The organism is Sphaerotilus sulfidivorans, assembly GCF_013426975.1.
Taxonomy (GTDB): Bacteria; Pseudomonadota; Gammaproteobacteria; order Burkholderiales; family Burkholderiaceae_C; genus Sphaerotilus; species Sphaerotilus sulfidivorans.
Genome location: NZ_JACCPY010000001.1, coordinates 112680 through 136199, shown reverse-complemented (window position 1 = coordinate 136199; position 23520 = coordinate 112680). Strand labels below are relative to the sequence as shown.

22 protein-coding genes and 2 tRNA genes are annotated in these 23520 nt (G+C 70.9%); 10 read left to right on the top strand and 14 right to left on the bottom strand.

The window, feature by feature from the left end; all coding sequences use genetic code 11:
- Positions 1–6: 6 nt before the first annotated feature.
- The 4 genes from HZU84_RS00600 to HZU84_RS00585 are packed head-to-tail and all read right to left on the bottom strand — an operon-like array spanning position 7 to position 3350.
- Complete coding sequence (locus HZU84_RS00600) at positions 7–684, bottom strand: ABC transporter ATP-binding protein (RefSeq protein ID WP_149502878.1); 678 nt, start codon at positions 682–684, stop codon at positions 7–9.
- Positions 681–1661, bottom strand: a complete 981-nt coding sequence (gene miaA, locus HZU84_RS00595) for a tRNA (adenosine(37)-N6)-dimethylallyltransferase MiaA (protein ID WP_149502879.1) — start codon at positions 1659–1661, stop codon at positions 681–683. Before miaA ends, HZU84_RS00600 begins: the two co-directional genes overlap by 4 nt.
- Positions 1658–2893 (bottom strand): multidrug effflux MFS transporter, encoded by a 1236-nt coding sequence (locus HZU84_RS00590; RefSeq protein ID WP_149502880.1) that lies wholly within the window; start codon positions 2891–2893, stop codon positions 1658–1660. The genes miaA and HZU84_RS00590 overlap by 4 nt, the downstream gene beginning before the upstream one ends.
- A gap of 16 nt (positions 2894–2909) precedes the next feature.
- Positions 2910–3350 (bottom strand): DUF1841 family protein, encoded by a 441-nt coding sequence (locus tag HZU84_RS00585; RefSeq protein WP_149502881.1) that lies wholly within the window; start codon positions 3348–3350, stop codon positions 2910–2912.
- Between the two features lie 58 nt (positions 3351–3408).
- On the opposite strand from HZU84_RS00585, the gene HZU84_RS00580 reads away from it, so the two are divergent.
- The 4 genes from HZU84_RS00580 to HZU84_RS00565 all read left to right on the top strand — a co-directional run bounded on the left by HZU84_RS00580 (position 3409) and on the right by HZU84_RS00565 (position 7286).
- Positions 3409–4002, top strand: coding sequence for a malonic semialdehyde reductase (locus HZU84_RS00580; protein WP_149502882.1), 594 nt, complete (start codon positions 3409–3411; stop codon positions 4000–4002).
- Entirely contained in the window at positions 3999–4742 is a 744-nt protein-coding gene (locus tag HZU84_RS00575; RefSeq protein WP_244954428.1) for a sulfite exporter TauE/SafE family protein, read from the top strand. The genes HZU84_RS00580 and HZU84_RS00575 overlap by 4 nt, the downstream gene beginning before the upstream one ends.
- A 102-nt stretch (positions 4743–4844) precedes the next feature.
- Complete coding sequence (locus HZU84_RS00570; RefSeq protein ID WP_149502883.1) at positions 4845–5648, top strand: enoyl-CoA hydratase/isomerase family protein; 804 nt, start codon at positions 4845–4847, stop codon at positions 5646–5648.
- 87 nt (positions 5649–5735) lie between these two features.
- On the top strand, positions 5736–7286 hold the full coding sequence (locus HZU84_RS00565) for a malonate--CoA ligase (RefSeq protein WP_149502884.1): 1551 nt from the start codon (positions 5736–5738) through the stop codon (positions 7284–7286).
- Here HZU84_RS00565 and HZU84_RS00560 read toward each other — a convergent pair.
- The 5 genes from HZU84_RS00560 to ispB all read right to left on the bottom strand — a co-directional run bounded on the left by HZU84_RS00560 (position 7276) and on the right by ispB (position 10909).
- A complete protein-coding gene (locus HZU84_RS00560) occupies positions 7276–8553 on the bottom strand; it encodes a lytic murein transglycosylase (RefSeq protein ID WP_149502885.1) in 1278 nt (425 codons plus the stop codon). The genes HZU84_RS00565 and HZU84_RS00560 overlap by 11 nt on opposite strands.
- Positions 8550–9575, bottom strand: coding sequence for a tRNA pseudouridine(13) synthase TruD (gene truD / locus HZU84_RS00555; RefSeq protein WP_149502886.1), 1026 nt, complete (start codon positions 9573–9575; stop codon positions 8550–8552). Before truD ends, HZU84_RS00560 begins: the two co-directional genes overlap by 4 nt.
- Positions 9576–9693: 118 nt before the next feature.
- A tRNA-Pro gene (locus HZU84_RS00550) sits at positions 9694–9770 on the bottom strand.
- Between the two features lie 37 nt (positions 9771–9807).
- Positions 9808–9884: transfer RNA gene (locus HZU84_RS00545), tRNA-Pro, on the bottom strand.
- 32 nt (positions 9885–9916) lie between these two features.
- Positions 9917–10909, bottom strand: a complete 993-nt coding sequence (ispB, locus tag HZU84_RS00540; RefSeq protein ID WP_256365874.1) for an octaprenyl diphosphate synthase — start codon at positions 10907–10909, stop codon at positions 9917–9919.
- Between the two features lie 252 nt (positions 10910–11161).
- Between ispB and rplU the strand changes: the two genes are divergently transcribed.
- From rplU to HZU84_RS20365, 5 genes are all read left to right on the top strand, one after another.
- A complete protein-coding gene (rplU, locus tag HZU84_RS00535; protein ID WP_149502888.1) occupies positions 11162–11473 on the top strand; it encodes a 50S ribosomal protein L21 in 312 nt (103 codons plus the stop codon).
- A 38-nt stretch (positions 11474–11511) separates the two neighbouring features.
- The gene (gene rpmA, locus HZU84_RS00530; protein WP_037478753.1) at positions 11512–11769 is read left to right on the top strand and encodes a 50S ribosomal protein L27; all 258 of its coding nucleotides are present in this window, start codon (positions 11512–11514) and stop codon (positions 11767–11769) included.
- A 96-nt stretch (positions 11770–11865) separates the two neighbouring features.
- Positions 11866–13056 carry a GTPase ObgE gene (gene obgE / locus HZU84_RS00525; protein WP_149502889.1) on the top strand — a complete coding sequence of 397 codons (1191 nt, stop codon included), beginning with the start codon at positions 11866–11868 and terminating at the stop codon, positions 13054–13056.
- A gap of 44 nt (positions 13057–13100) precedes the next feature.
- Complete coding sequence (gene proB / locus HZU84_RS00520) at positions 13101–14219, top strand: glutamate 5-kinase (RefSeq protein WP_149502890.1); 1119 nt, start codon at positions 13101–13103, stop codon at positions 14217–14219.
- Between the two features lie 184 nt (positions 14220–14403).
- A complete protein-coding gene (locus HZU84_RS20365; protein WP_149502891.1) occupies positions 14404–14988 on the top strand; it encodes a PEP-CTERM sorting domain-containing protein in 585 nt (194 codons plus the stop codon).
- A gap of 111 nt (positions 14989–15099) precedes the next feature.
- Here HZU84_RS20365 and metH read toward each other — a convergent pair whose 3' ends face one another.
- The gene (gene metH, locus HZU84_RS00510) at positions 15100–17844 is read right to left on the bottom strand and encodes a methionine synthase (RefSeq protein WP_149502892.1); all 2745 of its coding nucleotides are present in this window, start codon (positions 17842–17844) and stop codon (positions 15100–15102) included.
- A gap of 21 nt (positions 17845–17865) precedes the next feature.
- Positions 17866–18921 (bottom strand): homocysteine S-methyltransferase family protein, encoded by a 1056-nt coding sequence (locus HZU84_RS00505; RefSeq protein ID WP_149502893.1) that lies wholly within the window; start codon positions 18919–18921, stop codon positions 17866–17868.
- A 204-nt stretch (positions 18922–19125) separates the two neighbouring features.
- Between HZU84_RS00505 and HZU84_RS00500 the strand changes: the two genes are divergently transcribed.
- Positions 19126–19512 carry a DUF4332 domain-containing protein gene (locus tag HZU84_RS00500; RefSeq protein ID WP_149502894.1) on the top strand — a complete coding sequence of 129 codons (387 nt, stop codon included), beginning with the start codon at positions 19126–19128 and terminating at the stop codon, positions 19510–19512.
- Between the two features lie 66 nt (positions 19513–19578).
- On the opposite strand, the gene HZU84_RS00495 is transcribed toward HZU84_RS00500, so the two are convergent.
- The 3 genes from HZU84_RS00495 to HZU84_RS00485 form a co-directional block, all read right to left on the bottom strand.
- Positions 19579–21936, bottom strand: coding sequence for an ATP-binding protein (locus HZU84_RS00495; protein WP_149502895.1), 2358 nt, complete (start codon positions 21934–21936; stop codon positions 19579–19581).
- Between the two features lie 171 nt (positions 21937–22107).
- Positions 22108–22353, bottom strand: a complete 246-nt coding sequence (locus HZU84_RS00490) for a BTH_I0359 family protein (protein WP_149502896.1) — start codon at positions 22351–22353, stop codon at positions 22108–22110.
- 75 nt (positions 22354–22428) lie between these two features.
- Positions 22429–23469 carry a DUF3108 domain-containing protein gene (locus HZU84_RS00485; protein WP_149502897.1) on the bottom strand — a complete coding sequence of 347 codons (1041 nt, stop codon included), beginning with the start codon at positions 23467–23469 and terminating at the stop codon, positions 22429–22431.
- Positions 23470–23520: the final 51 nt, after the last annotated feature.

Here is a 23520-nt window from a genome sequence, read left to right as displayed (position 1 = left end):
CAGGGTTCATCGCAGCGCCTCGATGCCGTCGGCGCGCAGCCGCAGCCGCCGGTCGGCCTGCGCGGCGGCGCTCTCCGAGTGGGTGACGATCAGACAGCCGGCCCGGTGGCGCCGTGCCTGGCCGACCAGCAGGTCGAGCACCCGCTGCGCGGTGCGCGGATCGAGATTGCCGGTGGGCTCGTCGGCCAGGATCAGCGCCGGGCGGTGCACCAGCGCGCGTGCGATCGCCACCCGCTGGAGCTGGCCGCCGGAGAGTTCGCGCGGGCGGCGCGGGCCCAGCCCGGCCAGATCGACCTCGGCCAGCAGCTCGGCCACGCGGGCGTCGATGGCCGTGCGCTCGCGCCAGCCCAGCAGCAGCAGCGGCAGCGCGATGTTGTCGGCCACGCTCAGATGCGGCAGCACATGGAAGGCCTGGAAGACGAAGCCCAGCGCCTCGCGGCGCAGCAGCGCGGCGGCGTGATCGTCGAGCGACTGCACCTCGCGGCCGGCGATCTCGACCTGGCCGCGGTCGGCGCGGTCCAGCCCGGCGATGCAGTTCAGCAGCGTGGACTTGCCCACGCCGGAGTCGCCCACCAGCGCCACCACCTCGCCCGGCGCCATCTCCAGACTGACCGCGTCGAAGACCGGCGTGTCGCGGTAGGCCTTGCCCAGGCCCTGCAGGCGCAGCAGCGGTGCCGGCGTCATCGTGCCCGCGCCTCCAGCAGCGGCAGGCCGCGCGCCAGCACCGCGCCGACCGGGTCGGGCCCGTCGGCGGCGATGACCTCGCGCTGCGGCATGCCGCGCAGCCAGGTGAGCTGGCGCTTGGCGAGCTGGCGGGTCGCGGCGATGCCGCGCTCGGCCAGCTCGTCGGCCGGCCACAGGCCGTCGAGCGCCTCCCAGGCCTGGCGGTAGCCGACGCAGCGCATCGACGGCAGGCCGGGGTCGAGGTCGCCGCGCGCGCGCAGCCGCTCGACCTCGGGCACGAAGCCCTCGGCCAGCATGACCTCGAAGCGCTGCGCGATGCGCGCGTGCAGCCAGGCGCGCTCCTGCGGCTCCAGCGACAGCAGCCGGAACTCGTCGGGCCGGGCCGCCTCGGCCACCCGCGCGCGGTCGAAGCGTCCGGTGTGCCAGGCCGACAGCGGCTGCCCGCTCAGGCGCCAGACCTCCAGCGCGCGCTGGATGCGCTGCGCGTCGTTCGGCGCCAGCCGCGCGGCGGTGACCGGGTCGATGCGCACCAGCTCCGCGTGCATCGCCGGCCAGCCGATCTGCGCGGCCTGCGCGTCCAGCTCGGCGCGCAGCGCGGCGTCGGCCGGCGGCAGCGTGTCCAGGCCGTCGAACAGCGCCTTCAGATAGAGCATCGTGCCGCCGGCGAGCACCGGCTCGGCGCCGCGCGCGCGGATCTCGCCGATCAGCCGGCGCGTGTCGGCGACGAACTCGGCGGCCGAGTAGGCGGCGGTCGGCTCGATCAGGTCGATCAGGTGGTGCGGCGCCTCGGCCCGCTCGGCCGGCGTGGGCTTGGCGGTGCCGATGTCCATGCCGCGGTAGACCAGCGCCGAGTCGACGCTGATGATCTCCACCGGCGGCAGGCCGCGCGCGCGCGCCGCACGCGCCAGCGCCAGCGCCGCGCCGGTCTTGCCCGAGGCGGTCGGGCCGGCGATCACCAGCACCGGGGCGGCGCTCATGCGTGTTTCTCCGCCGGCAGGCCGTGGCGCTGCACCACGGTCCAGCCGATCAGCGCCACCGCCACCGAGGCCGCGCCCACGCCGCAGGCCAGCGGCCGGGTCGTGCCGTCGAGCGCGCCGCCCAGCCACTGGCCGAGCAGGAAGGCGGTCGCCGCCAGAATGAAGCCCGACAGCGCCGAGGCCATGCCGGCCTGCTGGGGGAAGGGGCCGACCACGCCGGCCTGCCCGCAGGGCTGGTGCGTGCCGTGGCCGAAGGCATAGGCCAGCTGCGGCAGCAGCACCGCCCAGACCGTCTGCACGCCGGCCAGCGCCAGCGCGGCCATCGACAGGCCGCCGGCCAGCGAGATCAGCGCCGCGCGGCGCACCGCGCCGGTCGGGCCGTGGCGCACCAGCCAGCGCCGGCACACCACCGTGCCGGCCAGATAGGCCACCGAGCTGCTGCACAGCGCCAGGCCGTACTGGGTCGCGCTCAGGCCCAGCACCTGCATGTAGACGAAGGACGAGCCCGACAGGAACAGGAACAGGCCGCCGTAGGTCGCCGCGGTCAGCCCGGACCAGCCGAGAAAGGTCGGATGACGCAGGATGCGCGACCAGCCCTGCAGCAGCGGACCCGGCTGCAGTGCGTGTGGATTGCGCTCGCGGATCGTCTCGGGCAGGCGCAGCGCGACGAAGAGCAGCGCGCCCAGCACGATCAGCGCAATCGTCACGAAGCTGGCACGCCAGCCGAACCAGCCGGTCACCAGGCCGCCCAGCAGCGGGCTGGAGAGCGCGATCAGCCCCAGCCCCGACATGCCCAGCGACATGATGCGCATGCCCTCGCTGGGCTGGTAGAGGTCGCGCACCATCGCGCGGGCCACCACCACCGCGCCCGACATCGCCGCGCCCTGCACGATGCGGGTGAGGATCAGCGCCTGGATGTCGGCCGCGGCGGCCGCCGCCAGGCTGGACAGCAGATAGGCCGACAGCGACACCAGCAGCACCGGCCGGCGGCCGAAGCGGTCGGCCACCGGCCCCCAGACCAGCTGGCCGAAGCCGAAGGCCAGCAGCAGTGCGGCCATGGTCTGCTGGGTGGCGACCATCGAGGCGCCCAGCTCGGTCTTGATGCCGGGCAGCGCCGGCAGGTAGAGATCGGTCGAGACCGGCTGCAGGCCCAGCAGCAGCGCCAGCGCGATGGCGATGATCAGATCGGCCGGGCGGGCCACGGTGGTGGCGGCGGGGGAGGTGGCGCTCATGGGGCGATCTGCCGCTTCAGCCGCGGTCGGCGGTGGCGCGGCGGCGCACGCCGTCGAGGTAGGCGTGCGGGTCGGGCGGCTGGCCGCTGCGCTGCGAGGCCCAGATCATCTCGCCCAGGCACTCCATCACCTCGTGCTGCGCCGCGTGCAGGTCGCCGCGCTTGGCGGCCAGCAGCTCGACCGCCTGGCGGATGCCGCGCGGCTGGTCGATCGAGACCTGCTCGCTGATGCTCAGGTGCATCGACAGGTGCAGGAAGGGATTGGTGCGGCCGTCCTCGACCTGGTAGACGGCGGCCAGCGCGGCGGGCAGGTCGGCCAGCTCGGCATGGTATTCGGGGTGGAGCTCGATCCACTGCGACGCGAGGGTCTCGATCGGCGAGAGCGGCTCGCCGGCGCGCGACTTGCGCCAGGCCTCGCAGAAGAATGTCCGGACGTCGTTCTGGCTGGGGGCAAACATCCGACAATTGTGGCCTTTTTCCACTGTCGCTGCCGGCTGCGGGCCGGACGGCCCCGCCATGACGACCTCGCCGGAAACGATCACGCTCACCTCTGCGCAGCTGTTCTCGGAGGCGCGCACCCACAACGCCTGGCAGGATCGCCCGGTCGCGCCCGAACTGCTGCGCGAGCTGCACGAGCGCCTGAAATGGGCGCCGACGGCGATGAACTGCGGCCCGCTGCGGGTGCGCTTCATCGTCTCGGCCGAGGCGCGTGCTGCGCTGCTGCCGCTGATGGCCGAGGGCAACCGTGCCAAGACCGCCGCTGCGCCGGTGGTGGCGGTGCTGGGCGCCGACCTCGACTTTCCCGCGACGATGGGCCGGCTGGCGCCGCATGTGCCTGCTGCCGCCTTCGCGGGCCAGCCGGCCAAGGTCGAGCACATGGCGCGCTTCAACGCCACGCTGCAGACCGGCTACTTCATCCTGGCCGCGCGCTCGCTGGGCCTGGACTGCGGCCCGATGGCCGGCTTCGACGCCGCCGGCGTGGACGCCGCCTTCTGGGGCGGCACCGCGGTGAAGACGCTGCTGGTGTGCAATCTCGGCCACGGCGACCCCGCCGGCCTGCGCCCGCGTGCCGCGCGCCTGGACTTCGACGACGCCTGCCGCATCCTGTGATCACCGATCCGGCGTTCTACGCCGTCGCGGTGCCGGCCGCGCTGCTGGTGGGCATCTCCAAGTCCGGCTTCGCCTCCGGGATCGGCGCGCTGGCCACGCCGCTGCTGGCGATGAGCGTGACCGTGCCGCAGGCCGCCGCGCTGGTGCTGCCGCTGCTGTGCCTCTCCGACGTCATGGGTCTGATGACGCTGCGCCGTCATGCGGACTGGACGGTGCTGCGCCAGCTGCTGCCCGCCGGCCTGATCGGCATCGTGCTGGGCTGGATCGGCTTCGGCGTGCTGTCGCCGCAGTGGGTGGGCGGCCTGACCGGCCTGGTCACGCTGATCTTCCTGGCCTGGAACCTGAAGTTCCCGCCGCAGGCCGATGCCGCACCGCCCGGCGCGGCGGCCAGCGGCGCGCTGGCGCTGACCTCCGGCTTCACCAGCTTCATCGCGCACAGCGGCGGCCCGCCGATCGTGATGGCGCTGCTGCCGCGCCACATGGCGCCGCTGGCCTATGCCGGCACTTCGGCGGTGTTCTTCGCCGCGATCAACGCCGCCAAGTGGGTGCCCTACGGGCTGCTGGGCTTGCTGGACTGGGGGCAGCTCGCCACCTCGGCGGCGCTGATGCCGGTGGCCGCCGCCGGCGTGCTGATCGGCATCCAGGCGACGAAGCATGTCTCGCCGCGCTGGTTCTACCGGCTGGTGCAGTGGGGCATGTTCCTGACCGGCGTCAAGCTGCTGTGGGATGCGCTGAAGTGAGCCGGGCGCCGCTCAAGCCTGCGGTCAGCGAGCCGGCCTAGCATCGTCGCCCCCGATGCCTGCGCATCCGTCCTTTCAGGACTTCTCTGGAGATCGTCCCGCATGAATGCCCCGGCCCCGTCCGCCGTCCGCCTCGAACCCCACGCCACGCTGTCGGGCGTGGCGGTGCTCACCCTGTCCAACCCGGGCAAGCTCAACGCCGTCAATGTCGCGATGTGGCGCGAGCTGCGCCAGATCTTCGACGGCCTGGCCGCGCGCGAGCCCGACCTGCGCTGCGTGATCGTGCGCGGCGAGGGCGGCACCTTCGTCTCCGGCGGCGACATCGAGGAGTTCCCGGCCTTCCGCTTCGAGCCGGACACGGTGCGCGACTTCCACGAGAACATCGTCGCGCCGGCGCTCGACGCGATGTACCGCTGCGACATCCCGCTGGTGGCGCAGATCGAGCGCGCCTGCGTCGGCGGCGGGCTGGAGATCGCCTGCCAGTGCGATATCCGCATCGCCGGGCGCTCGAGCCGCTTCGGCGCGCCGATCGCCCGGCTGGGCTTCCCGATGGCGATCGACGAGCTTGCCGGCGTGGCGCGGGTGGCCGGGCTGGCCACCGCCGCGGAGATCCTGCTGGAGGCGCGGCTGCTCGAGGCCGAGGTCGCGCTGCAGCGCGGCCTGGTGCAGCGGGTGATGCCCGACGAGGAGGTCGCGCAGGAGGCCGAGGCCACCGCGCGGCGCATCGCCGCCGGCGCCCCGCGCGCGGCGCGCCTGAACAAGCAGGCGCTGCGTCTGGTCGCGCCGCAGTTCGCGTTCTCCGAGGCCCAGCGCCAGCAGCTCGCCGCCTACGCCAGCGGTCCCGACCACCGCGAAGGCATCACCGCCTTCATCGAGAAGCGCGCCCCGAGGTTCACCGGCGCTTGAGTCCGCCTGCACCTGAGCCTTTCGGCGCCTGAGTCCGCCCCTTCCTTCCGTCATCCCCGCGCAGGCGGGGATCCACGCCCGCCGCCCATGAGCCCCGCCGCCAATCCCAACCTCTTCGCCGCCCTGCGCGCCGCCTTTCCCGCCGACCTCGACGCGATCGCGATCGAGACCGACAGCGGGCTGGACTACTCCTGGCGCGACCTCGACCGCGCCACCGCGATGCTGGCCAACCTGCTGCAGTCGCTGGAGATCCCGGCCGGCAGCCGGGTGGCCGCGCACACCGAGAAGTCGGTCGAGGCGCTGATGCTGTACCTGGCGACCCTGCGCGCCGGCTTCGTCTACCTGCCGCTGAACACCGCCTACCAGGCGGCCGAGCTGGATTACTTCATCGGCAACGCCGAGCCGGCGGTGGTGGTCTGCGCCGGCAGGAACTTCCCATGGATCAGCCAGCTCGCCTTCCAGAAGGGCGTGGCACATGTCTTCACGCTGAACGACGATCGCACCGGCACGCTACTCGACCGCGCCGCGCATTTTCCCGACACGCACGAGATCGCGCCGAAGGCGGCCGGCGATCTGGCCGCGATCCTCTACACCTCCGGCACCACCGGCCGCAGCAAGGGCGCGATGCTCAGCCACGGCAACCTGCTGTCGAACGCGCAGGTTCTGAAGGACTTCTGGGACTGGCGCGAGGGCGACGTGCTGATCCACGCGTTGCCGATCTTCCATGTCCACGGCCTGTTCGTCGCCAGCCACGGCGCGCTGCTGAACGGCTCGAAGATGCTGTGGCTGGCGAAGTTCGACCCCAAGGCGGTGGTCGAGCGCCTGCCGCGCGCGACCGTCTTCATGGGCGTGCCGACGCTGTACGTGCGGCTGCTGCAGGAGGCCGGGCTGACGCGCGAGGCCTGCGCGCGCATGCGGCTGTTCATCTCCGGCTCGGCGCCGCTGCTGATCGAGACCTTCCGCGACTGGCAGGCGCGCACCCATCACACCATCCTGGAGCGCTACGGCATGAGCGAGACGATCATGCTGACGTCGAACCCCTGCCGCGCCGCCGATGGCGAGCCGGAGCCGCGTCGCCTGGGTGGCACGGTCGGGCCGGCGCTGCCGGGCGTGGGCGTGCGCGTCGTCGATGACCAGGGCGTGGCGCTGCCCGTGGGTGAGATCGGCAACGTGCAGGTGTGCGGCCCCAACGTCTTCGGCGGCTACTGGCGCATGCCGGAAAAGACGGCCGAGGAGTTCACCGTGGACGGCTGGTTCAGGACCGGCGACGTCGGCCGCTTCGACGCGCAGGGCTACCTGACCATCGTCGGCCGCAGCAAGGACCTGATCATCAGCGGCGGCTACAACGTCTACCCGGCCGAGATCGAAGGCTGGCTGAACGACATGCCCGGCGTGGCCGAGTCGGCGGTGGTCGGCGTGCCGCACCCGGACTTCGGCGAGGGCGTGATCGCGCTGATCGTGCCCAAGGCGGGCGCCGCGCTCGACGCCGACGCGCTGGTGGCGCGGCTGAAGACGCAGATCGCCGGCTACAAGGTGCCCAAGCGCGCCTTCGTGGTGACGGAGCTGCCGCGCAACGCGATGGGCAAGGTGCAGAAGAACCTGCTGCGCGACGCCCACCGCGCGCTGTTCACCGGCTGATCGGCATGTCGGGCGAGGCGGGTGCTGCGCTGTCGGTCGCCGGCAGCAGCGCCTCGGCGCGCAGCGTGCGCAGCAGCTTCTGGCCGGCGCGGCCGTCCGGGGTGCGCTCGCCGAACAGGCGCTGGCGCTCGGCGCGGATCGCCGCACGGCTGCGCTCGCCCAGCAGGCCGTCGATCGTGCCGATGTCGTGCCCGCGTCCGGCCAGCAGCTGCTGCAGCTCGCGGCGCTCGGCGCGCGACAGGCCGGCGTCGTCGGTCGGCCACGGCGTCACGAAGGGGCCGCCGCCGCGCAGCCGGTCGGCCAGATGCGCGATCGCCAGCCCGTAGCTCTCGGCGGCGTTGTAGCTGTAGATCGCGTCGAAGTTCTTCAGCACCAGGAAGGCCGGGCCGCGTGCGCCGGCCGGCGTCATCAGGCCGGCGGGCTGCTCGAGTTCCGGCAGCGGCGAGCCGTCGGCGCGGCGCAGGCCCAGATCGCGCCAGCGCGCCATCGGCTGGCGCACCCGCCGGCCCTGGCCCTCGGTGGAGAAGCCGGCCGGCAGCCGCACCTCGAAGCCCCAGGGCAGGCCGTCCTTCCAGCCGGCGCGGGTCAGGAAGTTCGCGGTCGAGGCCAGTGCGTCGGGCACGCTGTCGATCAGGTCGCGGCGGCCGTCGCCGTCGAAGTCGACCGCCAGCCGCTCGTAGGTGGTCGGCATGAACTGGGTGTGTCCGAAAGCGCCGGCCCAGGAGCCGACCAGCCGCTCCAGCGCGACATGACCGGCCTGCAGGATGCGCAGCGCCGCGAACAGCTCGCCGCGGAAGAAGGTCTGGCGCCGCCCCTGGCATGACAGCGTGCCCAGCGCCTGCACCAGCGGGTACTTGCCGAAGGTCTGCCCGAAGTTGCTCTCGACGCCCCAGACGGCGACCACGGTGGCCGGGTCGACCCCGTGGCGCTGCGCCACCTCGTCCAGCACCAGGCGGTGCTGCTCCAGCATCGCCAGGCCCTGCGCGACGCGCTCGTCATCGACCAGTGCGGCCAGGTAGTCCCAGATCGGCGTTCGGAACTCGGGCTGCTGGTCGAGCTTGTCCAGCACGTCGGGCAGGGCGGCCAGGCCGGCGGTGTGGCGCTGCCAGGTCTCGGGCGTGACGCCGGCTGCGCGGGCGGCAGGCTGCAATTCGGCGAAGCAGGCCTGCAGCGTGGCCTCGGGCGCGGCGTTCGGTGGCGTCTGGGCCGCCGCGGCCAGCGGCAGCAGCAGCACGGGCAGGGCGAGCAGGCGGGCGGCGGCGGTCATGGCGCTTCGGCTTCGGGCTCGTTCTCGGCGTGCCGCTCGGGCTCGGTGGTGTGCAGGATCTCGTCGAGCACGGAGGTGGCGTAGTTGCCGGCGGGCAGGCTGAAGCTCAGCACCAGCTGGTCGGCCTGCGGCCATTCCCAGGTCATGTCGGCCGGCAGCGCCACCAGGGCGCGGCGTTCCTGGTCCAGTCCGGCGAATTCCATGCCGCTGCACAGCGTGGCGTGACGCTCGGCCACGCCGTTCTCCAGCGCCTGCGCCTCGTCGGCGGTGCTCACGCGGCCGCGGCCCCACAGCGGCCCGGTGGGGCGGCCGGCCTCGTCCATCACGTCGCCGGGCAGCACCTGCCCCCACAGGCCCTGCGCGATGCGCTGCGCCAGCACCTCGTTGAAGACGAAGGAGCGCACCGCCGACAGGTAGATGCCCTTCTTCTTCGGGTTGCGCACGCGGATCTCGCGCGCCAGCATGGCCCGGCCCTGCTCGACGTTGCCGCCGTCGAAGCCGAAGCGCTGCGCGCCGAAGTAGTTGGGCACGCCCTGCGCGGCAACCGCCTTCAGGTTGGCCTCGATGGCCTCGCGCTCGCCCTTCACGTCGCGCAGAGTGATGCGGAAGCGGTTGCCCTGCAGATCGCCGGGGCGCAGCTTCTTCACATGGCGGCTCTGGGCCAGCACCTTGAATTCCGGGTGCTCGAGTGTCGTCAGGTCGGGCGTCTCGCCAGCCTTGCCGGTCGGCAGGTAGATGCTGAACCACTGGCGGGTGATCGCGTGGCGGTCCTTCAGGCCGGCGTAGCCGACGTCGCGCTCGGTCACGCCCGAGGCGGCAGCCAGCTGCTGCGCGACGAAGGCGGTGTTGGCGCCGTTCTTCTCGACATCCAGCCAGAGATGTTCGCCCGTGCCTCCGGGCAGCTGCAGCGGCAGCTCGGTGACGATGAAGTCCTCGTTGAGGGCTTTCAGCGTGGCGCGGGCGCCGCTGGCCGGATAGGCGTGGGGCCACGAGGGCAGGGTCGTGCAGGGGGCGTGGGTCATGGGGGGATTCTGACTCCGTTGGCCCGCCGCGCCCGAGGATCGACAGCGCTCGGGGCCGGAAACGACAAAGCCCCAGCAGGTGGGGCTTTGATGCGTCCTTGTCGTGCAAGGAAATGTCTGGTCGGGGTGAGAGGATTCGAACCTCCGGCCTCTACGTCCCGAACGTAGCGCTCTACCAGGCTAAGCTACACCCCGAAATTTGGCGTCTGGCTGACATGGATGCTGAAGAAGCTGGTCGGGGTGAGAGGATTCGAACCTCCGGCCTCTACGTCCCGAACGTAGCGCTCTACCAGGCTAAGCTACACCCCGTGTGCTCTTCAGTCGTGAACTCGTCTGATTGCTCAGGAAGTTCTGTCAACCGCCAAGACTGTCAATCTTAGCAGCGCATCCTTGAATTGGGAAGAGGGGAGCGCAGAAATATGTTCGCGAGCGCGTTCGGCCTCGGCCCGGGCGGCTTCGCGGGTGATGTCCAGCGCACCGGTGCGGCGCACGATGGCGACGATCTCGTCCAGGCGCTCGACCTGGCCGTTCTGGATCGCATGGCGGATCAGCTCGCGCTCCTCGGGCGTGCCGCGGCTCATCGCCGCCAGCAGCGGCAGCGTGGGCTTGCCTTCGCGCAGGTCGTCGCCGACGTTCTTGCCCAGCGCAGCGGTGGTGCCCTCGTAGTCGAGCAGGTCGTCGACGATCTGGAAGGCGGTGCCCAGCGCCTGGCCGTAGGCCGCGCAGGCCTCCTCGAGCGGGCTGTCGCTGCCGGCCAGCACCGCGCCGATGCGGGCGCTGGCCTCGAAGAGCTTGGCGGTCTTGTAGCGGATGACACGCAGATAGTCCTCGACCGAGATGTCGGGGTCATGCATGTTCAGCAGCTGCAGCACCTCGCCCTCGGCGATGACGTTGGTTGCGTCGGCCAGCACCTCGAGCACCCGCATGCTGTCGACCGACACCATCATCTGGAAGGCGCGCGAGTACAGGAAGTCGCCCACCAGCACGCTGGCGGCATTGCCGAACAGCGCGTTGGCGGTCTGGCGGCCGCGTCGCAGCGAGGACTCGTCGACCACGTCGTCATGCAGCAGCGTCGCGGTGTGGATGAACTCGACGGTGGCGGCCAGCTCGAAGCGGGCCGGCTGCTCGAAGCCGAGCGCGCGCGAGAACAGCAGCACCAGCATCGGGCGCAGCCGCTTGCCGCCCGCGCTGACGATGTAGTGCGAGATCTGGTTGATCAGCACCACCTCGGAGGCGAGCCGACGGTGGATCACGGCGTCAACCTGCGCCATCTCGCCGGCCATCAGTTCGGTGATGGCGGCCTGGTTGTTCGAGGAATCGGTGGCGAGGCTCACGAGGGAGGACTTCTCAGGTCGGGAGGGCACAATCCGTGGATTATAGGAAGCCTGCGGCCCCCGCCTGCCCGTGACGGTATCGCCCGACAGTCCGGCGGCGCGGGTGCGTCGGCCCGATCCGACAGGATTGCGGACTGCTTGCATGAGCCGTGCTACAATCTTCGGCTTCGCGCGGAACGGGTCTGCTGCTTCACAAGGCAGGCAGGCCACGGCGCGCGATCAGGAAGTTCTTTTCCCCACGAAAGGGTTGACATGTACGCGGTCATAAAAACCGGTGGCAAGCAATACAAGGTTGCAGCCGGCGAAAAAATCAAGGTAGAACAGATCACTGCGGACGTCGGCCAGGAGATCGTGATCGACCAGGTGCTCGCCGTCGGCAACGGCGCGGAGCTCAAGGTCGGTGCACCCCTGGTGGATGGCGCCTCGGTGACGGCCACCGTCGTCTCGCACGGTCGTCACGACAAGGTCCGCATCTTCAAGATGCGTCGCCGCAAGCACTACCAGAAGCGCCAGGGCCATCGCCAGAACTACACCGAGCTGCAGATCAGCGCGGTCGTGGCCTGATCCCCGGTCCTCATTCCAGATCTCCCAGGAGCTGAAACATGGCACAGAAAAAAGGCGGCGGTTCCACACGGAACGGCCGTGATTCCCAGCCGAAGATGCTCGGCGTCAAGGCCTACGGTGGCCAGGTCGTGAGCGCAGGTTCGATCATCGTGCGTCAGCGCGGCACCCGTTTCCACGCCGGTCCGGGCGTTGGCATGGGCCGTGACCACACGCTGTTCGCGCTGGTCGACGGCACGATCTCGTTCGCCGTCAAGGGCGCCGAGAACCGCAAGACCGTCGTCGTCACGCCGGTCTGAGCGAACGGACACACCTGTCCTTTCGCCTCATGCGCATGAAGCCCCGGCGTGCCGGGGCTTTTTGCATTGCAAAGATCTCTCGTCCGGAGAACACGCATGAAATTTGTCGATGAGGTCACGATCGACGTGGCCGCCGGAAACGGTGGTGCCGGCTGCGCGAGCTTCCGGCGCGAGAAGTTCATTCCCTTTGGCGGCCCCGATGGCGGCAATGGCGGCCGCGGCGGCCATGTCTACGCGCTGGGCGACCGCAACCTGAACACGCTGGTCGATTTCCGCTACACCCGCCGCCACGAGGCGCGCAATGGCGAGGCCGGTCGCGGCTCGGACCAGTTCGGCGCTGCTGGCGAGGACGTGGTGCTGCGCATGCCGGTGGGCACGATCATCCGCGACGCCGAGACCGAGGAGATCATCGCCGAGCTGCTCGAGCACGGCGAGAAGATCGTCCTGGCCAAGGGCGGCGACGGCGGCTTCGGCAACCTGCACTTCAAGTCCAGCACCAATCGCGCGCCGCGCCAGAAGACCCCGGGCTGGCCCGGCGAGATCAAGGCGCTCAAGCTGGAGCTGCGCGTGCTGGCCGACGTCGGCCTGCTGGGCATGCCCAACGCCGGCAAGTCGACGCTGATCACCGCGATCTCGAACGCGCGGCCGAAGATCGCCGACTATCCCTTCACCACGCTGCATCCGAACCTGGGTGTCGTGCGCGTCGGTCCGAGTCAGAGCTTCGTCGTCGCCGACGTGCCGGGCCTGATCGAGGGCGCCTCCGAGGGCGCCGGCCTGGGCCACCTGTTCCTGCGCCACCTGCAGCGCACCCGCGTGCTGCTGCATCTGGTCGATGCGGTGCCTTTCGACGAGAACGTCGACCCGGTCGCCGAGGTCCGCGCGATCGCCCGCGAGCTGAAGAAGTACGACAGGGCGCTCTACGAGAAGCCGCGCTGGCTGGTGCTCAACAAGCTCGACATGCTGCCCGATCCGGTCGAGCGCAAGGCGCGGGTGAAGGACATCGTGCGCCGGCTGCGCTGGAAGGGCCCGGTGTTCGAGCTGTCCGCCCTGACCCGCGAGGGCTGCGATCCGCTGGTGCATGCGCTCTATGACCATGTCTCGAAGCTGAATGCGCCGCCGATCGAGGCCCCGGATGTGCGCTTCATCGAGGAGTCGGCCGAGCCGGCGCCGGTCGAGGTCGCCGCGCCCGCGCCGCGCCGCCGTGCCAAGGCTGCGCTGAAGCCGACCGCGCCGAAGGACGACGAGGCCGCCTACGTGCCCGACTCCGACGATCCCCGCTTCCGCTGATTCCGTCTCCACCTCTTCGTCCGCGGTCGCCGCGGCCCGCTGCCATGAGTGATGTCCTGAAGAACGCCCGCCGCATCGTCGTCAAGGTCGGCTCCAGCCTGGTCACCAACGAGGGGCGCGGGCTCGACGCCGCCGCGATCCACGCCTGGTGCGTGCAGCTGGCGGCGCTGGTGCGCCAGGGCCGCGAGGTGGTGATGGTGTCCTCGGGCGCGATCGCCGAGGGCATGAAGCGCCTGGGCTGGGCGACCCGGCCCAAGGAGATCAACGAGCTGCAGGCCGCGGCCGCCGTCGGCCAGATGGGCCTGGCGCAGATCTACGAGACCTCGCTGCGCGAGCAGGGCCTGGGCAGCGCGCAGGTGCTGCTCACGCACGCCGACCTGGCCGACCGCGAGCGCTACCTCAACGCCCGCTCGACGCTCTTGACGCTGCTGGAGCTGGGCGTGGTGCCGGTCATCAACGAGAACGACACGGTGGTCACCGACGAGATCAAGGTCGGCGACAACGACACGCTCGGCGCCCTGGTGGCCAATCTGATCGAGGCCGATGCGTTGGTCATCCTGACCGACCAGAAGGGCCTCTATTCGGCCGATCCGCGCAAGGATCCGGACGCGAAGTTCATTCACGAGGCGGTGGCTGGCACGCCGGAGCTCGAGCAGATGGCGGGCGGCGCCGGCAGCTCGATCGGCAAGGGCGGCATGATCACCAAGATCCTGGCCGCGAAGCGCGCAGCCGGCAGCGGTGCCAGCACCGTGATCGCCTGGGGCCGCGAGCAGGATGCGCTGCTGCGCCTGGTTGAGGGCGAATCGATCGGCACGCTGCTGGTGGCGGCGACGCAGAAGGTCGCCGCGCGCAAGCAGTGGATGGCCGATCACCTGCAGCTGCGCGGCGCGGTGGTCGTCGACGACGGCGCGGCGCTGAAGCTGCGTGACGAGGGCAAGAGCCTGCTGCCGATCGGCGTGATCGAGGTCAGCGGCGAGTTCGCGCGCGGCGATGTCATCGCGGTGCGCACTGCTGCCGGCGCCGAGATCGCGCGCGGTCTGGCCAACTACGCTGCCAGCGAGACCCGGCGCATCGCGCGCAAGCCCTCGTCGCAGATCGAGGGGCTGCTGGGCTATGCCAACGAGCCCGAGCTGATCCATCGCGACAACCTGGTCCGGCTCTGAATCCCAAGGAGTTCCCGGGGGTGTCCCCCCGGTTTCCGGGGGAACATGAAATAAGTCGGTGAATTGCCTGACGGTCTTCGCGACCTACCCCGTGAATGAGGGTGGCGTGTTCGCAGGGCTTGCCTAGACTGGAAAACCACGGCAGCAATCGCGTCTGCCGATCCATGTCCAGGAGATTTCCCCGATGACCACCCGATTCCTGAAGCGCCTGCCGCTGGCCGCCGCCCTGCTGACCGCTCTGGCGGGCGCCGCCCAGGCCCAGTCCATTTCTCTGCTCGACCCGACCTTCAGCGCCTCGGATCTCGGCTATGCCAACGGTTCCTGGAGCATCGGCTCGGGCACGCCCGAGCTGGTCGGCGGCATGCTGGATCTGGACGCAGGCGACTCGGTCTACCAGTCCTTCTCGGTGCTGAGCACGGCGGTCTACCAGATCAGCTTCACCGTGGCCGGCGAAGGCCGCTCGCGCCTGTTCCTGTCGAGCGATGTCGGCCTGAGCAACTTCACCACGCCGGTGGCTACCAGCGGCACGGTGCTCAACGAGGTCACCGACTGGGGCTCGACCCCGGTGACCGCCAGCTACAACTTCAATGGCGTGGCCGGTACCTCCTACCATCTGTACTTCTCGGGCTTCGGCTCGGGCGTGACCCTCGACAACGTCGCGATCTCGGCACCGGTGCCGGAGCCCGAGACCTACGCGATGATGCTGGCCGGTCTGGGCGCGCTGGGCTTCATGTCGCGTCGCCGCAAGGGCGCGGCTCGCCTGGGCTGAGTCACCGCGGCGAGCGTCTTCCGCGGACGATGTCCGCGGTGCGCTCCTTGCAAAAGGGCACCCCTCGGGGTGCCCTTTCTGCTTGCTGCCGGCTGTTGGCGCCGGCTCGGATCAGCCCAGCACCGGGGCCAGGGCACGCCGCGCGTCGGCCAGATCGAGGCCGGCGCGGGCAGCGTAGTCGGCGAGCTGGTCCTCGCCGATGCGGCCGACGTTGAAGTAGGTCGCCTGCGGGTGGGCCAGATAGAAGCCGCTGACCGAGGCGGCCGGCGTCATCGCCAGGCTCTCGGTCAGGCCCATGCCGATGGCCGGCGCATCCAGCACCTCGAACATCGCGCGCTTGACGAGGTGGTCGGGGCAGGCCGGGTAGCCGGGCGCCGGACGGATGCCGCGGTAGGCCTCGGCGATCAGCTGCTCGTTGGAGAGCGCCTCGTCGGCCGCATAGCCCCACAGCTCGGTGCGCACCCGCTGGTGCAGCCGCTCGGCGAAGGCTTCGGCCAGGCGGTCGGCCAGGGCCTTGAGCATGATGGCGCTGTAGTCGTCATGTTCGCTGAGGAACTGCGCCTCCTTCTTCTCGACGTTCAGGCCGGCGGTGACCGCGAACAGGCCGATGTAGTCCGGCTTCGTGCCCTTCGGGGCGATGAAGTCGGCCAGCGAGCGGTTCGGCCGCGCCACGCCGTCGATCACCGGGCGCACCGTCTGCATGCGCAGCGGCTGCCAGCGCATCAGCACCTGGCTGCGCGACTCGTCGGCGTAGATCTCGATGGTGTCGTCGTCGACCGTGTTGGCCGGCCAGAAGCCCATCACGCCGCTTGCCTGCAGCCAGCGGCCGTCGATCAGGCGCTGCAGCATCCGGCGGCCGTCGGCCAGCACGCGGGTGGCCTGCTCGCCGACCACCTCGTCGCTCAGGATGTCGGGGTACTTGCCGGCCAGGTCCCAGGTCTGGAAGAAGGGCGCCCAGTCGATGCAGGCGGCCAGCTCGGCCAGATCCTGGTTGCGGAACTCGCGCCGGCCGAGGAATTTCGGCGCCGGCGGCGTGTAGGTGGCCCAGTCGAGCGGCGTCTTGTTGGCGCGCGCCTCGGCCAGCGTGACCATTGGCGTGGCCTTCTTGTTGGCGTGCTGCTCGCGCACCCGGTCGTAGTCGGCCTTCAGCTCGGCGATGTACTGGGGCGCGCGCTCCTCGCTCAGCAGGTCCGAGCACACGCCCACCGCGCGCGAGGCGTCGGGTACGTACACCACCGGGCCGCTGAAGTTCGGGGCGATCTTCACCGCGGTGTGCACGCGCGAGCAGGTCGCGCCGCCGATCAGCAGCGGCGTGGCCCGCTCGGCGAAGTAGGGGTCGCGCTGCATCTCGGCGGCGACGTATTGCATCTCCTCCAGGCTGGGCGTGATCAGGCCGGAGAGGCCGATGATGTCAGCGCCTTCCTCCTTGGCCTTCCTGAGGATGTCCTGACACGGGACCATCACGCCCATGTTGACCACCTCGAAGTTGTTGCACTGCAGCACGACCGTGACGATGTTCTTGCCGATGTCGTGCACATCGCCCTTGACGGTGGCGATGACGATCTTGCCCTTGGGCTTCACGTCGCCGCCGGCGTCCTGCAGCGCCTTCTTCTCGGCCTCGATGTAGGGCAGCAGGTGGGCCACCGCCTGCTTCATCACGCGGGCCGACTTGACCACCTGCGGCAGGAACATCTTGCCGGCGCCGAACAGGTCGCCCACCACGTTCATGCCGGCCATCAGCGGGCCTTCGATCACATGCAGCGGGCGGCCGCCCCGGGCGCGGATCGCCTGCCAGGCCTCCTCGGTGTCGGCCTCGATGAAATCGGTGATGCCGTGCACCAGGGCGTGCGACAGGCGCTGCTCGACCGGCGCGGGCTGTTCAGGCGTGCCGCGCCAGGCCAGCCGGGCCGATTCGTCCTTGCCGGCGCTCTTGGCGCGGTCGGCGATCTCGATCAGGCGTTCGCCGGCATCCTTGCGGCGGTTGAGCACCACGTCTTCCACGCGCTCGCGCAGCTCGGGCTCCAGGTCGTCGTAGACGCCGACCATGCCGGCGTTGACGATGCCCATGTCCATGCCGGCCTGGATCGCGTGGTACAGGAACACCGTGTGGATGGCCTCGCGCACCGGCTCGTTGCCGCGGAAGCTGAACGAGACGTTGGACACGCCGCCCGAGACCTTGGCGCCGGGCAGGTTCTGCTTGATCCAGCGGGTGGCCTCGATGAAGTCGACCGCGTAGTTGTCATGCTCCTCGATGCCGGTGGCGATCGCGAAGATGTTCGGGTCGAAGATGATGTCCTCAGGGGGAAAGCCGACCTCGTCGACCAGCACCCGGTAGGCGCGCTCGCAGATCTCGATCTTGCGCTGGAAGGTGTCGGCCTGGCCCTTCTCGTCGAAGGCCATCACGACGGCCGCGGCGCCGTAGCGGCGCACCCGCGTGGCCTGGCGCCTGAACTCGGCCTCGCCTTCCTTCAGCGAGATCGAGTTGACGACGCCCTTGCCCTGGATGCACTTCAGGCCGGCCTCGATCACCTCCCACTTGGAGGAGTCGATCATCACCGGTACGCGCGCGATCTCCGGCTCGCCGGCGATCAGGTTGAGGAAGCGCACCATCGCGGCCTTGCTGTCGAGCATGGCCTCGTCCATGTTGATGTCGATGATCTGCGCGCCGTTCTCGACCTGCTGGCGCGCGACGGCCAGCGCCTTCTCGTACTCGCCGGCCAGGATCATCTTCGCGAAGACGCGGCTGCCGGTGACGTTGGTGCGCTCGCCGACGTTGACGAAGAGGCTGCCCTGGCCGATCTCGACCGGCTCCAGGCCCGACAGGCGCATCGGCGGCGGGGTGAGGGAGGTGTTCATGTTCTTGTGGTCCTGCAGGCTTCAGTCGCCGATGAGGGAGGTGAACGGCGCGGCATGGCGGCAGCGCGGCTGGTACTTGCCGACCCGCTCGGCGATCTCGCGGATATGGTCCGGCGTGGTGCCGCAGCAGCCGCCGGCGATGTTGAGGAAGCCGGCCTGCGCGAACTCCTCGACCAGCCGGCCGGTGATGTCGGGCGTCTCGTCGAAGCCGGTGTCGCTCATCGGGTTGGGCAGGCCGGCGTTCGGGTAGCAGGAGATGAAGGTGTCGCCAGCGATCTTCGACAGTTCTTCCACATACGGCCGCATCAGCGTGGCGCCCAGCGCGCAGTTCAGGCCGATCGCGATCGGGCGGGCGTGGCGCACGCTGTTCCAGAACGCGCCCACCGTCTGGCCCGACAGGATGCGCCCGGACGCGTCGGTGACGGTGCCGGAGATGATGACCGGCAGACGCTCGCCGGTCTCCTCCATCAGCTCGTCGACCGCGAAGATCGCGGCCTTGGCGTTGAGCGTGTCGAAGATGGTCTCGATCAGGAACAGGTCGGCGCCGCCGTCGAGCAGGCCGCGCGCCTGCTCCTTGTAGGCCTCGAGCAGCTCGTCGAAGCTGGTGTTGCGCGCGCCGGGATCGTTGACGTCCGGGCTGATCGAGGCGGTCTTCGGCGTCGGGCCGATCGCGCCGGCGACGAAGCGCGGCTTCTCCGGCGTGCTGAACGCGTCGCAGCACTGGCGCGCCAGCCGCGCGGCGGCGACGTTCATCTCGTAGGACAGCGCGCCCAGGTCGTAGTCGTCCTGCGCGACCCGGTTGGCGCCGAAGGTGTTGGTCTCGATCAGGTCGGCGCCGGCGGCCAGGTACTGGCGGTGGATCTCGCCGATCACGTCCGGGCGGGTCAGCACCAGCAGGTCGTTGTTGCCCTTGAGGTCCTTGGGGTGGTCCTTCAGTCGCTCGCTGCGGAAGTCGGCTTCCGTGAGCTTGTAGCGCTGGATCATCGTGCCCATCGCGCCGTCGAGGATGACGATGCGCTGCTGGAGCAGCTCGGGCAGGCGGGCGGCGCGGGTATAGGCGGGGGTCGGGGCGGTCATGGCGGCAGATTGTAGGTAATCGTGCTGCTGCGGCGGGGATGCAACAGTGCCGCAGGACAAGGGTGATTCAATGCGGGAAGCGTGCTTTCGATGATCTCTGGAGAGAAAGAGGAACGGATGGACACGACACAGGACTTCGAGCCGGTGCAGGCCGGACAGCAGATGCTGGCGCTGATGGGCGCAGCAGCGTAGTGGTGGGCCTGGATGTCCTGGGCGGCCTGGCTGCCACCGGCCTCGCAGGGGGGCACGGCCACGCCGGAGCCGCCGGCCGAGCCGGTCGAGCCGGTCGAGCCGGCGCCCGTGGCCGATCCGGTTCCGGTGGCTGCGGTTGCCGTCGACGACGATCTGACCCGCATCGAGGGCATCGGCCCGCGCATCGCCACGCTGTTGAAGGAAGCCGGCATCACCGGCTTTGCCGCGCTGGCGGACGCGCATGCGGAGCAACTGGCGGCGGTGCTGGCCGCAGCCGGCCCGCGCTTCCGGCTGGCCCAGCCGGCCAGCTGGCCGCAGCAGGCCGCGCTGCTGGCCGCCGGCGACGAGGCTGGCTTCGCCGCGCTGGCCGCCGAGCTCAAGGGCGGCGTGCGCCGCTGAGGCCAGGCCCCGCCGGCCGGGACGCGCCCGGCGGCGCAGTCTCCCGGGGGGCGCCGTCGCCCAGCGTCAGTGCGTGAAGCCGATCGAGCGGCGCTCGCGCACCTGCGGCTTGACCCGGTGCTCGCTCTCGAGCTGGGCCAGGAACTCGTCGGGCTCGAAGGCCTCGCCGAGAATGTCGACCTGGCGGCGCACCGCAGCGAAGTCGCCGCAGGCGAGTTGGTCGAGCAGCGCCAGGCGCCGGCGCTGCTCGTCGCTCAGCCGCTCGGCCGCGCCGCCCAGCGCCTCGGCGACGAACATGCGCTCGCGCTGCTCGGCGCGCAGCGGCAGGAAGCGGATCTTGAAGGTGAAGCGCCGCAGGGCTGCCTCGTCGAGATCCTCGAACAGGTTGGTGGTGCAGATGAAGACGCCGCCGAAGCGCTCCATGCCCTGCAGCATCTCGTTGACCTCGGTCACCTCGTAGCTGCGCTCGGCGCGGCGGCGGGTGCGCAGGAAGCTGTCGGCCTCGTCGAGCAGCAGCACCGCCTGCTCGGCGCCGGCCTCGGCGAACATGCGCGCCATGTTCTGCTCGGTCTCGCCGACGAACTTGCTCACCAGGTCGCTGGCCTGGCGGATCATCAGCGGGCGGCCCAGGGCCTGCGCGATGTGCTCGGCCAGCGCGGTCTTGCCGGTGCCGGGCGCGCCGTGAAAGCACAGCGCGCCGTGGCCGCGCCGGCGCAGCGCCTCGACGATGCGCGGCACCTCGAAGCGGCTCTCGACATTCAGCAGCGCCAGGTCATAGCCGGTCACCGCCGGGCGCGCGGCCGGGCGGGTCGCGTCGGTGTTGCCCAGCGCCAGGTCGGCGTGCGCGATCTGGCGCTCGATCAGGCGCTCCAGCGCCGTGGCGTCGCCGGGTGTCGTCTCGCCGACCAGCCGGGCGAAGCGCACCGCGGTGCGGATCTGCGCCGGCGTCAGCGCCTTGCGCTGCGTCAGCCGCTCGATGAACTCGGCGCTGACCTCGGCCGGGCCCAGCGCCCGGCGCACCAGCGCCTCGCGCGCGCCCGGCGGTGGCGACTTCAGCTCCAGGTGGTACTGGAAGCGGCGCCGGAAGGCCGGATCGATCTGCTCGATGCGGTTGGTGACCCAGATCACCGGGACCGGATTGCTCTCGAGGATCTGGTTGACCCAGGCCTTGCCGTTGACCGAGCCGGAGGCGCCGCCATCGCCGCTGCTCTCGAGCCGGGCGATCAGCTGCGCCGCGTCCGAGGAGATCGGCGGGAAGACATCCTCGACCTCGTCGAACAGCAGCGCCACCTCCGGGCTGGCCTTCAGGAAGACCTGGCTGATCTGCAGCGAGCGGTAGCGGTCGCGGCCCGACAGCGAATTGCCGTCGCGGTCGGCATGCTCGACCTCGTAGAGCTCGAGTCCGGCCTGCTGCGCCACCACCCGGGCGAGTTCGGTCTTGCCGGTGCCGGGCGGGCCGTACATCAGCACGTTGACGCCGCCTTCGCGCCGCGCGACCGCGTTCCTCAGCAGCGCGGTCAGCACCTCGACCTCGTCGGCGACGAAGTGGAAGTCCGCCGCCGTCAGCTCGCTCTTGACCGAGGGCCGGGTGAAGACCGCCATCAGGTCCTGCGGGTCGCGGTACTCGCGCATCAGCACAGGCGGCAGCTGGTCGGAGACCTTCATCAGGTCGGCCAGGTCGGTGATGTTGTGCTCGGAGATCAGGTTCTCGATCATGCCGATGCGCTCGAGCCGGCTGCCGGCGCGCAGCGCCTCGGCCACATCGCGCTGGTCGACGCCGGCCACCTCGGCCAGCGTCGCGTAGGCCTCCTGGGCGCTGGCGACCTTGAACTCGACCAGCAGGCCGCGCAGGTCGCGCTGGTAGCGCGCCAGCGTGCCGTACAGGATCAGCGCACGTTCGGCCGGATTGAGCTGCAGCAGGCCGGCCAGCAGCTCGACGTTCTTCTCGACCAGCGTGTCGTTCTGCCGCAGGTGCTGCGCCAGCCAGTCGCCGGTGGTGCCCAGGATCGCCATCAGGTCCTTGGGCGCGTCCTTGATGTATTCGTCGAGGTAGAAGTAGAGCGTGCCTTCCTCGTAGGGGCCGCCCCACCAGCCGTGGCGCTCCAGGAAGGCCGCGTCGTCGAGCTGCGCATGGTCCGACCAGGCCTCATGGTCGCGCACCCGGCGGCCCAGGAACTCGCGCAGCCGCTGCAGCACGCTGACCGGCCAGACCAGATGCCGCGCGGTCAGCGACAGCAGGCTGTTCCAGTCGCGTCGCCCGGCGAAGCGGCCGGCCTGGCGCAGCGTCAGCGTCAGCACGAAATGGGTGCAGAGCTGATCGAGCACCGGCGAGTCCAGCAGGCCCGGCGACAGCAGCACCGGCGCGCCGCCCTTGCGGCTGCGCGAGCGGCGGACCGGCTCGGGGCGGGACACTTCCTTGCGCATGCGGTCTCCTCGCGATCTCGGGAAATTCTCGGGCCATCTCGAGGCCTTCTTCGGCCTGCTGGTCTGCCATCTTCGCGCCAACCGGGCGAGACATGCAAGGCCGGACCGCGCGCCCCGACGCGGTCCGGGGGTGATGGGGCGACGGCGCGCGACCGGCCCGACGCCCGAGGTTCAGTGCAGCACCACGGGATGGTGGGCCAGCGTGGTGTAGGCCGCGAGGAAATCGTCGATGTGCATCTCGTCGACCTCGTCGCCGATCAGCCGCTCGACGCCGGCCTGGAAATGCTCGGCCAGCAGGCCCGCCAGATAGATCTCGCGCCGCGAGGTCTTGTCGACGATCTCGAAGCCGCCGTGCGGATGGCCGTCGCCCATGTGCTGCATCACCGCGAAGTTCTCGGAGTTGTAGAGCATGTGCATCGTGATCTCCTTGGGAAACGGTTGAGGAACGGTTGAGTGACGGTTGGAGGAAATCTGGGGCAGGCGCGGCGGGATTCAAGACGCGAGCAGCAGCAGCTCGAGCGCGTCGCCGTCGGCCTCGCTCAGGCGCAGCCGCTGCGGCCAGTGCGGCGCCTGCGGCAGCGTCCAGACCTCGGCGCGGGTGTCGAAGGGGCCCTCAGGCTCGCGGCGCAGGTGCCAGCGGCCGGCCTCGTCGCGCTCGATCAGCGTGAAGACCCAGTGCTGCACCTCGCCGCCGGTGCCGGCCACTGGCATGAGGATCTGCCCGCCCGGCTTCAGGCCGGGGGCATCGAGCCGCGCGGTCAGCTGCGCGATCCAGCTCAGCCGGTCCTGCATGCCGGGCTCGAGCGGCTCCTGGCCCTCGCGGCTGGAGAAGCTCACATGCGGGCTGGCGCCCTCGCGCACGAAGCTGACCGCGCGCTCGCTGCGGCGCAGTCGCCGCTCGGTGTGGCGCTCGGGCGCGACGCCCTGTGCATCGATGCGGCCGCTGCTGTTCTGCGCCAGGATCAGCCCGACCACCGGCACGCGGGCCTCCAGCCGCATGCGGTAGCGCTGGCCGTCGCTGTCCCAGTCGATCTGACCCCGGCCGACCAGCGCGCCGCGGCTCATGCGGTAGTCAAGTCGGACCGAAGGCGGCACGACCGGCCCGGCCGCTGGCAGCGACACCAGCGGCCGGGCTGCCACGGCCAGCAGTTCGGCTGGCGGGGTCTCGGACTGGGTGGCGGCTGTCTGTATCGGGGCGGGCAGGGCCTGGACCGGCGGGTCCGATCGTGCGGGGGCGGCAGGCGCGCGGGGCGCCGGCATCGGCGCGGGGGCCTGAACCTGCGCCTGGGTGACGAGGGCCGCAGCCGGTGCGGGCGGCACGGGCGCTGCCTGCGGAGGCAGCGGCGCCGGGATCGACAGCAGCTCGACCGGGCGGGCCGGTGCGGGAGGCGCAGCCGCAACGGATGCAGGGGCAGGGGCGGTGGCAGATGCAGAGGAAGAAGTCGCCGCTGCCGGCTGCCAGCGGTCGATCAGCCACAGATGCAGCCCGGCGCTGAGCGCCAGCAGGCCGGCCAGCGCCCGTCGGGAGCGCACGGCGCGGCGCGGGGCCGCAAGGGCAGGGCGATCGGGCAGCAAGCGGCGGAC

Coding starts and splice junctions, on each gene's coding strand:
- HZU84_RS00600 (WP_149502878.1), bottom strand. CDS start 684: ATGACGCCGGCACCGCTGCTGCGCCTGCAGGGCCTGGGCAAGGCCTAC.
- miaA (WP_149502879.1), bottom strand. CDS start 1,661: ATGAGCGCCGCCCCGGTGCTGGTGATCGCCGGCCCGACCGCCTCGGGC.
- HZU84_RS00590 (WP_149502880.1), bottom strand. CDS start 2,893: ATGAGCGCCACCTCCCCCGCCGCCACCACCGTGGCCCGCCCGGCCGAT.
- HZU84_RS00585 (WP_149502881.1), bottom strand. CDS start 3,350: ATGTTTGCCCCCAGCCAGAACGACGTCCGGACATTCTTCTGCGAGGCC.
- HZU84_RS00580 (WP_149502882.1), top strand. CDS start 3,409: ATGACGACCTCGCCGGAAACGATCACGCTCACCTCTGCGCAGCTGTTC.
- HZU84_RS00570 (WP_149502883.1), top strand. CDS start 4,845: ATGAATGCCCCGGCCCCGTCCGCCGTCCGCCTCGAACCCCACGCCACG.
- HZU84_RS00565 (WP_149502884.1), top strand. CDS start 5,736: ATGAGCCCCGCCGCCAATCCCAACCTCTTCGCCGCCCTGCGCGCCGCC.
- HZU84_RS00560 (WP_149502885.1), bottom strand. CDS start 8,553: ATGACCGCCGCCGCCCGCCTGCTCGCCCTGCCCGTGCTGCTGCTGCCG.
- truD (WP_149502886.1), bottom strand. CDS start 9,575: ATGACCCACGCCCCCTGCACGACCCTGCCCTCGTGGCCCCACGCCTAT.
- rplU (WP_149502888.1), top strand. CDS start 11,162: ATGTACGCGGTCATAAAAACCGGTGGCAAGCAATACAAGGTTGCAGCC.
- rpmA (WP_037478753.1), top strand. CDS start 11,512: ATGGCACAGAAAAAAGGCGGCGGTTCCACACGGAACGGCCGTGATTCC.
- obgE (WP_149502889.1), top strand. CDS start 11,866: ATGAAATTTGTCGATGAGGTCACGATCGACGTGGCCGCCGGAAACGGT.
- proB (WP_149502890.1), top strand. CDS start 13,101: ATGAGTGATGTCCTGAAGAACGCCCGCCGCATCGTCGTCAAGGTCGGC.
- HZU84_RS20365 (WP_149502891.1), top strand. CDS start 14,404: ATGACCACCCGATTCCTGAAGCGCCTGCCGCTGGCCGCCGCCCTGCTG.
- metH (WP_149502892.1), bottom strand. CDS start 17,844: ATGAACACCTCCCTCACCCCGCCGCCGATGCGCCTGTCGGGCCTGGAG.
- HZU84_RS00505 (WP_149502893.1), bottom strand. CDS start 18,921: ATGACCGCCCCGACCCCCGCCTATACCCGCGCCGCCCGCCTGCCCGAG.
- HZU84_RS00500 (WP_149502894.1), top strand. CDS start 19,126: ATGTCCTGGGCGGCCTGGCTGCCACCGGCCTCGCAGGGGGGCACGGCC.
- HZU84_RS00495 (WP_149502895.1), bottom strand. CDS start 21,936: ATGCGCAAGGAAGTGTCCCGCCCCGAGCCGGTCCGCCGCTCGCGCAGC.
- HZU84_RS00490 (WP_149502896.1), bottom strand. CDS start 22,353: ATGCACATGCTCTACAACTCCGAGAACTTCGCGGTGATGCAGCACATG.